Genomic DNA, 10,311 nt, shown 5'->3' on the forward strand with positions numbered 1-10,311 from the left:
AGACATCGGCGAGCAGGAACGCTGCGCCGATCAGCAAATGGGTGCGGCCCTTGTCGGCGGCATTTCGATGGTCGCCGACAACCCGGCGATCAGCATTCACAGGCACTCTTGGACTTCCGATTCACGCGAACTCGTTCACGCCGCGCCTCTAGCAGTCGGCGCGCGCGAAAAGAACCGGAGCAGACTTGAATCCCTCTAACTGAATTGGATTTGAATCGTTCTAAGACGCAGCAAGGCCCGCGCGTGTGCGCGAGCCTGCACCTTGTGACCTGATTATCGCGTCAGCGCGTCAAATGGTCGCGCGATGATGGCTTGAGACTGCGGTCGTTATCGCGTCACGCCTCAAGCGTAGTGTCTGCCGTAGGTCGCGCGATGCGCCTCACGACATCGCCAGGCTGACCGGCGCTTTGCCGACCATGCCCGTGCTGACGCCGTCGCGTGCCATCGATTCGATCTCGCTCCAGTTCTCGCGAAAGATCCGCGCCGCCTCGTTGGCGCTTTCCGCCTGGATTGTCAGACTGCACGCGCGTCTGGTGCCATTGCTGGCGAGCTGGAAGTAGAGGACATAGCCAGACGAGTCCGCGTTTCGCGCGCCCAACGGTGCCTGCTGCATGTAGGTTTTCCCCAATCGTGTTCTTGTTGCGCCACCCGCAGGCAGGATTTGACAGGGATGCGGCACCTTCGTGATTCAAATCGCGCAATCTTCACGATTGCGCATTTTGTTCAGCGGTGTTGCCGGGATTCAACAGGAGATGGAACCGGCGATGGCGGCGGCCACGACCCAGCAACGATCTGGGCGCGGTCTCAATCGTCGTTCGGCCTACGCGTCGCCATCCGGATGCACCATCAGGGTTTCCTGGATCGAGGTCGCGAGCATCGACCCATTGCGATCATGGACGCGGGCGATCGACAGCCCGCGGCCGCCATCGGCGCACGGGCTCTCGGTTTCGACATGCATCCAGGCGTCAGGCGAAAATGCGCGGTGAAACCAGATGCAGTGGTTGAGGCTCGACAGGTAGAGCGGCGCGCGCGACTGCAGGTCGCGGAGATGGCCGCCGATGCTGGAGAAGTTGAGCCACCAGTCCGAGAGATAGGCGAACACCGCGGCCTGGGCGCGGGAACCCGCGGCGAGCGGCTGCCGGCTTCTGATCCAGAACCGCAGCCGTGGCTCCGCGGTCGCAGCCGAGAGCTGACGTTCGATCGCGGGGATGCGGAAATCCATGCTGGGTTTGATGTGCTGGGAGTAGGGGCCGAGCGGCCGCAACTGCGCCATCAACGTGTCAGGGATCATGCTCAGGTCGGGCAGGCTTTCGGGATCTTCGGACCGTGCAAACGGCGAGGTGTGCCGTGGACCCGGCTGCGCGGCGCAGAACGTGGCCTGCGCGCTCAGCACGGTGTGGCCATCACCCTGGCTGCCGACCACATGGCGGGAGGAGAATCGCTTGCCGTCCTGCAGGACCTGCGCGTCAAAGGTGATGCGCCGCGTGGGATCGGCACCGCGCAGAAACAGGAGCTGCAGCATCGCGCCGGCCGATCTGCGGGCGCGCTGAGTGTCGCAGCCATCATGGCCTGGCCGAGTATCTGGCCGCCATAGGAACGGCCGTTGAGGTTGCCGTCGCCGAAGCGGCTGCGATAGCGCAGCGGGGCGATGGTTTCGAGCGAGACCAGCGCCTCGGCTGCCTTGTCGTCCCATGGATCGCACGCAGTGTCGTCAGGCTGCGCGACGCGGATGCCTTGCCCGTCCATCACATCGCCGGGAATTTTTGCGGTCCCGGATAGAGCGGATAGCCGGCGGCGACGCCGTACTCGCTGATGCCGAATCCGGTCTCGTTGCCGCTTTCGAGCCGGACGACATGGTCCGACAGGGTGCGTGCGATGGCGCGCGTCGCGGCATCGTCCAGGTTCCAGATGTCGTACGCGGCATGGTGCCCGCCGCGATCGTCGCCGTGGGTCCAGCCATGCAAGCCGCCATACATGCCGGCCTTGAGATAAAATCGTGTCGGCAATCCCAGCATCCTGACGCGGCGCGGCTCGCCGCGCTCGAAAGTGAAGGTGAAATCGGCTGCCGCGATGGTCTGGCCGAGCGGATCGTCGGCCCATTCGATCTTGTGCTCGACCGACGTAACCTCGCGATGCGACATTGAACCGTCTGCTTCGCGCCGGAACTCGGTGCCCGAGAGATAATGCGGCTTGCCCGGCGTGCGCTCCTTGATGAAAATCGACAGCGCGGATTCCGGGAACTGGAACATCGACCAGGTCCAGAAGAAATTGCGATGGGTCGCAACCGGCGGCCTCGTCTCGTCGGTGCGCATCTCGGAACGCAGGCCCCAGGAGCGGTCGCGTTGTCCCCACCACAGCTCCGGCTCGATGTCATAGCGCTTGCCGTCGGCGACGATCCAGCCGCGCCAGCGCCCGAATTGCGAGACGCGGGCAAGATCCTCCTCGACGACGCCGTTGCGCTCGCGAAAGTTCTGCTTCTCCTGCGCCGCGGGGAAGCTCGCCTTGAATTCGAGCGCGAAGCTGATGCCGGATGGATTGTCGGCAAGCAACAATCGGTGCAGACCCATGCCCTCGGCGATCTCGATCCTGAGCCCGCCGACCTCCGTTTCCAGCGGACGGTTTCCGAGCCGGCGCGAAGCGCGGAAATTGTGCTGACGGCGGCCGATCGTGATGCCCGCAAAGCCGTCCATCACGTTGCGGTTCGGATAATAGCCGAGCCCGATATCGATCAGCAGCTCGCTGCCGTCGATCGGATGTGCGGTGTACCAGTAGCGCTCGGTGAACCTGATATCGCCGCCGCCCGCCTTGGCAAACGGCTGTGGCGTCTGGTGGCCGATGAGATCGTCCTGGGCTGTCAGCATTGTTCTTGTCCTTGTGTTTGAGCCGGTTCGGTCAGTCGGATGCGGCGCGGGATCAATCCTTGGCCGGGCCCGCGCCGACGATGTCGCCGAACAGCACCCAGGTCTTGCCGTCGAAACGGGCGAAGCGGCGTTCGGTGATCGCCGCATAATCCTGCGGCGTGGTCTGGATCGTGATCCCAGGCAACAGCATCGGCAGTTCGATGCCGCTGAGGTTGGTGGCCTGCTTCAGCACGTTCTCCCGGGTGAGATTGTCGCCGCAGCGTTGCAGGATGATCGCGCCGAGTTGCGCCGTGGTGTAGCCGGTCACCGCGATCACGTCGTTCGGGTCCATCCCCGGCATGTATTTCGCGGCGAAAGCGAGATAGTCGGTCATGCCCTTGTCGTTGGCCCAGGCGGGATCATTGGGCGTCTTGTAGGAGGTCGTGGTCAGGATGCCGGTCGAGGCCTCGATCCCGGCCGGCACCAGCACGCCGGCGATCGAATTCGCGGTCGAGCCGAGGAAGATCAGCGGCTTCCACCCGAGCTCGTGGATCTTGCGGATCGCCATCGAGGCGAATTTGTTCTGCGCCGCGATCAGGATGGTATCGGCGCCCGATGCTTTCAGGTTCACGATCTGGGAGTCGATCGTCGGCTCGGTCGACTGATACATCGCCTCCTTGACGATCATGGTGTCGGCCTTGGCGCCAAGTCCTTCCTTCAAGCCGAGGACAAAATCCTTGCCGATGTCGTCGGCCTGCAACAGCACGCCGATCTTGGCATCCGGCTTCTCGCGCAGCACGTAGCGAGCAATGATCCGCGACTCGTTGACGTAGGTCGGCGAGTAGGGCGTCGTCCAGGGAAACTGCTTCGGATCGTTCCAGCGCGTGCCGCCGCTCTGCACCAGCAGCTGCGGGACGCCGTTGCTGTTGAGATATTTCTGGATCGCGGCATTGGTCGGCGTGCCGAACGGCGCCATGATCGCGAGCACCTTGTCGTTCTCGACCAGCGCGCGCGTCACCTCGACGGTCTTGGGCGGACTATAGGCATCGTCGCGGGTCAGGAAGTTGATGTGGCGGCCGTTGATGCCGCCTTTCTCGTTCAGCATCGCGAAATAGGCCAGCATGGTCTTCGGGAAGCTTGCATAGATCGACGCCGGGCCGCTGTAGGGCGCATTGGCGCCGAGCAGGATCTCGGTGTCGCTGACCCCGGGGCCATAGGCCTTCTGGGCATTCGCTGGTCCGAGCGCGCCGGTGAGCGTGAACGCCCACACTGCAAGCGTGACGATTGGCTTCCGCATCTTCCCCTCCCATGACGGCCCTCTTGTGGGGCTCGTTGATCCCGGCGGCGGTGCCATCAGAGGCTTTACCCGTCGCGTTCGCCGTGTAATAATAGACCGTCTGTCCGGATTATCAACTGGAATCTCCGGGCGGCATTTTGACTTCACGCAATGACGGGAACATCCGCAGGCGTGCGCGGCCGCATGGCGGCGAGGAGGAAACATGAAGTTGACGCAAGCGCTCATCTCGGCAGTGCAGTTGCGCAAGGATGCACCGGGCACCATCCATGCCGGACGGTCGCGGAGCTGGAAGGAGATCGGCCGGCGCGTTGCCTGCGCTGCGGGCGGGCTGCGGCGGCTCGGCATCGAGGCCGGCGACCGGGTCGCCATCCTCGCGCACAACAGCGACCTCTATATCGAAGCGCTCTATGCCATCGCCTGGGCCGGCGCGGTCGCGGTGCCGCTCAACACGCGTTGGGCTGTTGCCGAGAATGCCTATGCGATCGGCGATTCCACGCCGAAGCTGCTGCTGGTCGACAAGGCCTTTGCCGAAATTGCATCGGCGCTGCGAAGCGCGAAGTCACTCACCGCGATGATCTACCTGGACGAGGGACAGGTCCCCGAAGGCATGCAGGGCTATGAGGAACTCGTTGCGCACGCGCCGGTCGAGGATGCCTCCGGCGCCTACAACGATCTCGCCGGCATCTTCTACACCGGCGGCACCACCGGCTTCCCCAAGGGCGTGATGCTGTCGCACGCCAACATCGTCTATGAATCGCTGGTCTGGATCTATGCGTTGCGCTTCCGCGAAGACACCAGGTATTTGCACTCGGCCGGCATGTTCCATCTGGCCGGTACCTCGCCGATGATCGCGCTCACGCTTGTGGGTGGCACCCATGTCACCATCCCGAAATTCGAGCCCGAACTCGCGATGAAGACCATCGCCGAGCACAGAGTGGACTACTGCCTGTTCGTGCCGACCATGCTCAACATGATGCTCAATCATTCGTCCTTCGGCAGCTATGATCTGAGCAGCGTCAAGGACTGCGAATATGGTGCCTCGCCGATGCCGGATGCGTTGCTGGTCAAGCTGATGCGGGTGCTGCCGAGCTGGCGCTTTCACCAGGGCTACGGTATGACCGAGAGCGCGGCGCTGGCGACGATCCTGCCCTGGGAATACCACGCGCTGGAAGGGCCGCTGGCGGCCAAGCGGAAGTCGGCGGGGCGGGCGGCGCCGGGCGTCGAGATCCGCATCGTCGATCCCGCGGGCCACGAGGTGCCGCGCGGCACAGTCGGCGAGATCGCGATCCGCGGCGCCGGCGTGATGCTCGGCTATTGGCGCAAGCCCGAGGAAAGTGCGCGGGTGCTGCGCAACGGCTGGCTGCACACCGGCGACGGCGCCTGGATGGATGAAGACGGCTTTGTCTATATCGTCGACCGCCTGAAGGACATGATCGTCTCCGGCGGCGAGAACGTCTATTCCGGTGAGGTGGAGAACGCGATCTTCCAGCACGAGCAAGTCAAGGAGTGCGCCGTCATCGCGGTGCCCGATCCGCAATGGGGCGAGGCGGTGCACGCCATCGTGGTGCCGAAGGACGGCGCGCGGCTCGATTCGGACATGGTGATCGCACATTGCCGCACCCTAATCGCGGGCTACAAATGTCCGCGCTCGGTCGACATCCGTCTCGAGCCGCTGCCGCTGACCGGTTCCGGCAAGATCATGAAGTCGGCGCTGCGCGACGAGAAGTGGCAGGGCTATACGAGGTCGGTCAACTGATGCTGGAGGCTGCGAAACGATCCGACGATGTGCGGGATGTCGTGCCGGAGCCGGCTCGTCCCGTCGTAGTGAATGATGACGCGGTGCGGACGGCGCTCGCGCAGCATCTGTCGCGGATATCCGGAAGCCGGACGGAGATTGTCAGCTACGGCCGTAAATCGTCGGGCTTCTCCTGGATCACCTACGCCTTCGTGGCGCGCTCCGCTGAAGGAGATCGCAAGCTGATCCTGCGCGTCGGTCCGCCGAACGGGCTGTTTGCGCCGTATTCGGTGCTGCCGCAGGTCTATGCGCTGCAGGCGCTGCATGGCAGCGACGTGCCGGTGCCGGCATTGGTGTCATCAGAACAAGATGGCGCCGAGATCGGCTTTCCCTTTTTCATCTGCGCGCATGTCGAGGGCGATGTTCCCGCGCCCTGGGCGGCGAGCGAGCTCGATCCGGACCACAAGCGCGCCATCGCCCGGCAGTTCGTCGAGATCCTCGCATCGCTGCACCGGATCGACCCGGGCGCGACCCCATTCGCATCGCTGCAACAGGGGGAGCAGCGCGCTGAACTGCGCGCGATCTCTGGCTGGCGCGCTTCGCTGGCACGTCCGACGGCGCGTTATTATCCGCTGCTCGATTGGGGCGGGCGCTGGCTGCACGACAATTGTCCGCAGCTGCCACGCCGCACCATCGTGCATGGCGACTACCGGATCGGAAATTTCATCGAGCACGAGCGGAAGATCACCGCCATTCTCGATTGGGAACTGACTCATCTCGGCGATCCGCATGAAGATCTGGCCTGGGCAATGATGCCGACCTTCAACGCCAGGAGCCGGAAGCTCTATGGCGTGCTCGAGCGCGCGGAGGTGATCGATCTCTATCAGCGTGCCTCCGGCATTGCGGTGTCGGACAAGAGTCTTGCCTTCTACGAGGCCTATGCGCTGTATCAGGCGGCGGCGATCCAGATGTGCGCGGTGCGCGCGTTCGAGGTCGACCGCTTCAACGACATGCGGCTTGCGGTGATGGCAAGCCAGATGCCCTCGATCGTGCGGGCCTTCGAGCGCGCATTGGAGGCCGCGGCATGAGCGCATCCTTCGAGCGGTTGATCGACGGCATCATCGACGCGCTGCAAAGCCACGTCGTGCCGAACAGCCGCGATGATTTCGTCCGTGGCCAGGTGTTCTCAGCGATCTATGCGTTGAACGGCCTGAAGCTCGGGGCCGACTGGAAGGTCGCCCCGCTGCTGGAGCAGGTGCATCTACAGGACGAGACCTTCGCAGCTGTCAGACGATTGGCCGGTAGCCTGACGTATCCGGAGATCCCCGCCACGCCACGCACCCAGGGCGACATGCCCGATGTTGCCACGATCGAGGCGTTGCGCGACGATGGCGACCGGCGGCTGGGACAGCTGCTGCTCTGGGCGAGCGGCGAGGGCGCGCGTGCGGTCAATGGCGATGTCGCGACCGAGATCGAGCACCTGCTCCGCCGTGCGATCTGCGATCAGCTGAAGATCGAGCTCGCAACGACGCCGAAATCGATGCTGCAGCAGATCGCAGGCGGCGAACGCGACGGCGGCGCCGCACCGGGCTGAGACGGGTGCCCCGCCGGCTACCCGGAATTGCAACTTTGCACGCTGCTCCGGGATTGGCCACGGCATTTGGAAAGAAGCTTGCCGCCCCGCGGAGCCCGTGCTATTAATTCACAGAACGGTCGTTCGGATTATTATTCGAGCGGTCAGCAAAGGTATCCGCGGCAAGCGGTCGGCGAGGGAGACGGAGCGATGAACATGATGACCGGCGTCTCGCCATGGGAGCGATTGATCCGGCCCGACCGAGTGCACGGATCGCTCTACACCGACCCGGAGATCTTCGAGGCCGAGCTGAAGAACATCTGGTACCGGACCTGGGTCTATGTCGGCCACGAGAGCGAGGTCCCGAACGCCAACGACTACGTCGTCAAGTCGATCGGCCCCCAATCCGTGATCATGACCCGCGACGAGCAGGGCAAGGTCAATCTGCTGCTCAACCGCTGTTCGCATCGCGGCAACCAGGTCTGCTCGTTTGAGCGCGGCAATGCGCGCTCGTTCACCTGCCCATTTCACTCCTGGACCTTTGCCAATGACGGCCGCCTGGTCGGCTATGCCTTCCCGGATGGTTACGAGGGGCAGGACAAGGCGCAGCTCGCGCTCGGGCGGGTGACCCGTGTCGAGTCCTACCGCGGCTTCGTGTTCGGCTCCTTCGCCGCCGATGGCCCGACTCTCAAGGAGCATCTCGGCGGCGCCGCCGAGACCATCGATCGTCTGGTGCGGACCTCGCCGGAGGGCGCGGTCGAGATCACGGCGGGCTTCCTCAAGCATCGCGTCAAGGCGAACTGGAAGTTCATCCTGGAGAACGAGTGCGACGGCTATCACCCGGCCTTCGTGCACACCTCGATCTTCGGCGTTGCCGACAGCATGATCGGCAAGCTCTACGGCGGCGCCTCGACCGCGCTGACACGCGACTACGGCAATGGCCATACCGAGATCGACCTGCGGCCCGAGTTCCGCAAGCGCGATGCGCCGATGAGCTGGTTCGGCACCAGCGAGGAACGGCTGCCGGACTACACCACGCGGATGAAGGCCGCCTATGGCGACACTGCGGCGCGCGAGATCATGATCGACGGAACGCCGCATGTGATGATCTTCCCGAACCTGTTCATCGCCGAGATCCAGATGTTCGTGATCCAGCCGCTCGGCGTTGACGACAGCGTGCAACACGTCACCGCGCTGCAATTCAAGGGCGCGCCCGATCTGAACCGGAGGCTGCGGCAGCAGACCATGGGCTCGGTCGGCCCGGCCGGCTTCCTGCTCGCGGATGATTCCGAGATGTACGAACGCTGCCATCGCGGCGTGCTGGCACGCAATCCGGAATGGATCTTCCTCGGCCGCGGCGAGAAGCGCCAGCGACAGGATGAGCTCGGCTTCACCGTCGGCCATGTCACCGACGAGGTGCCGTCGCGCGGCATCTGGACCCATTATCGCAAGCTGATGGAGCCAAACTGATGCTGTCGCGCGAGAGCAGCGCCACGTTGATGAGCGCCATCACTGCCTTCCTCTATCGCGAGGCGCGGTTGCAGGACGAGCATCAATACGAAGCCTGGGAACAACTCTGGACCGACGACGGCGTCTACTGGGTGCCGGCCAACGGCGCCGACATCGACCCGGAGCGGCAGATGTCGATCATCTACGACAACCGCTCGCGGATCGCGCTGCGCGTCCGGCAGCTGATGACCGGCAAGCATTTCACCCAGACGCCGCAATCGAACCTGCGCCGGCTGATCTCCAACATCGAATTGATGGACGAGCAGCCTGATGATGGCGACATCGCGGTCGCCAGCAACAGCCTGATTTTCGAGTCGAGTTTGCGCGATGACACGCTGTGGGCGGCGCGCAATGAATACCGGTTGCGCCATGTCGATGGCGAATTGCGGATGGCCAGCAAGAAGGTCATCCTCGTCAACAACGACAAGGCGATCTACACGCTCTCGTTCCTGGTCTAGGGAAGGTTTCGCCATGATCGACACGGGCCCCGTTTTGCTCGACATCACCGACGGTATCGCGCGGCTGCGGCTCAACCGTCCCGATGCCGCCAACGGCATGAGCGCCGAACTCCTGAGCGCGCTGTGCGACGCCATCATGGTCTGCCACGGCCATCCGGATCTGCGCGTCGTGCTGCTGAGCGGGGAGGGCACGAATTTCTGCGCCGGCGGCGATGTCCGCGCCTTCGCTTCCAAGGGTGAGAAACTGCCCGACTATATCCGGCAAGCCACTGCATACTTGCAGAATGCAGTGACCGGGCTGTTGCGGCTGGAGGCGCCGGTCATCGCTTCGGTGCAGGGCTTCGCGGCGGGCGGCGGCGGCTTTGGCCTGGTTTGCGCCTCCGATATTGTGATCGCGGCGGAATCGGCAAAATTCCTCGCCGGCGCGACGCGAGTGGCGATGGCGCCGGACGCCGGCGTCTCCGTCACGCTGTCGCGGCTGGTCGGGTTGCGGCGGGCGATGTCGATCCTGTTGACCAATCCGGTGATCCCGGCTGCGGATGCGCTGCAGATGGGCATCGTCACCAAGGTCGTGCCCGATGCGGAGCTTGCCGACGCATCGCTCGCGCTGGCGCGCGAGCTCGCGGCCGGCGCACCGAAGGCGCTGGCCGCAACCAAGCGGCTGGTCTGGGCTGGCACCGGCACCAGCATCGAGCAATGCCTGTCGGAAGAGGCGCGCACCGTCGCCGAGCTCTCGGGCATGGCCGACGCCCGCGAAGGGCTGGCGGCCGTGATCGAGCGGCGCAAGCCTGTCTTCACGGGGCGTTGAGGTGGCCATCTTGCCATTCGGGCGTCTCGACGGCCGCCGCGCCTTCGTCTCCGGCGGCGCGCGCGGCATAGGTGCCGCGATCGTCCGCAGC

At 64.4% G+C, this 10,311-nt stretch carries 10 protein-coding genes; 6 read left to right on the forward strand and 4 right to left on the reverse strand.

Going from position 1 to position 10,311, the window contains the following annotated elements; genetic code table 11:
• Nucleotides 1–379 precede the first annotated feature (379 nt).
• The 4 genes from H8A95_RS26410 to H8A95_RS26425 all read right to left on the reverse strand — a co-directional run bounded on the left by H8A95_RS26410 (nt 380) and on the right by H8A95_RS26425 (nt 4,137).
• Nucleotides 380–613, reverse strand: coding sequence for a hypothetical protein (locus H8A95_RS26410; protein WP_229185867.1), 234 nt, complete (start codon nt 611–613; stop codon nt 380–382).
• Nucleotides 614–820: 207 nt separating this feature from the next.
• A complete protein-coding gene (locus H8A95_RS26415) occupies nt 821–1,522 on the reverse strand; it encodes an acyl-CoA thioesterase (protein WP_229185868.1) in 702 nt (233 codons plus the stop codon).
• A 223-nt stretch (nt 1,523–1,745) separates the two neighbouring features.
• Nucleotides 1,746–2,861: an Rv3169 family protein gene (locus H8A95_RS26420; RefSeq protein WP_229185869.1), complete on the reverse strand. Its 1,116-nt coding sequence runs from the start codon at nt 2,859–2,861 to the stop codon at nt 1,746–1,748.
• Between the two features lie 52 nt (nt 2,862–2,913).
• Nucleotides 2,914–4,137, reverse strand: coding sequence for an ABC transporter substrate-binding protein (locus H8A95_RS26425; RefSeq protein ID WP_229185870.1), 1,224 nt, complete (start codon nt 4,135–4,137; stop codon nt 2,914–2,916).
• A 202-nt stretch (nt 4,138–4,339) separates the two neighbouring features.
• On the opposite strand from H8A95_RS26425, the gene H8A95_RS26430 reads away from it, so the two are divergent.
• From H8A95_RS26430 to H8A95_RS26455, 6 genes are all read left to right on the forward strand, one after another.
• On the forward strand, nt 4,340–5,893 hold the full coding sequence (locus H8A95_RS26430) for an acyl-CoA synthetase (protein WP_229185871.1): 1,554 nt from the start codon (nt 4,340–4,342) through the stop codon (nt 5,891–5,893).
• Entirely contained in the window at nt 5,863–6,960 is a 1,098-nt protein-coding gene (locus H8A95_RS26435) for a phosphotransferase family protein (protein WP_229185872.1), read from the forward strand. The genes H8A95_RS26430 and H8A95_RS26435 overlap by 31 nt, the downstream gene beginning before the upstream one ends.
• A complete protein-coding gene (locus H8A95_RS26440) occupies nt 6,957–7,466 on the forward strand; it encodes a hypothetical protein (RefSeq protein WP_229185873.1) in 510 nt (169 codons plus the stop codon). The genes H8A95_RS26435 and H8A95_RS26440 overlap by 4 nt, the downstream gene beginning before the upstream one ends.
• Before the next feature lie 189 nt (nt 7,467–7,655).
• Entirely contained in the window at nt 7,656–8,915 is a 1,260-nt protein-coding gene (locus H8A95_RS26445; protein ID WP_229185874.1) for an aromatic ring-hydroxylating oxygenase subunit alpha, read from the forward strand.
• On the forward strand, nt 8,915–9,412 hold the full coding sequence (locus tag H8A95_RS26450; protein WP_163156252.1) for an aromatic-ring-hydroxylating dioxygenase subunit beta: 498 nt from the start codon (nt 8,915–8,917) through the stop codon (nt 9,410–9,412). The genes H8A95_RS26445 and H8A95_RS26450 overlap by 1 nt, the downstream gene beginning before the upstream one ends.
• 13 nt (nt 9,413–9,425) lie before the next feature.
• On the forward strand, nt 9,426–10,220 hold the full coding sequence (locus tag H8A95_RS26455; RefSeq protein ID WP_229185875.1) for an enoyl-CoA hydratase/isomerase family protein: 795 nt from the start codon (nt 9,426–9,428) through the stop codon (nt 10,218–10,220).
• The last annotated feature ends 91 nt before the right edge of the window (nt 10,221–10,311 follow it).

It is taken from the genome of Bradyrhizobium oropedii, assembly GCF_020889685.1.
GTDB classification, from domain to species: domain Bacteria; phylum Pseudomonadota; class Alphaproteobacteria; order Rhizobiales; family Xanthobacteraceae; genus Bradyrhizobium; species Bradyrhizobium oropedii.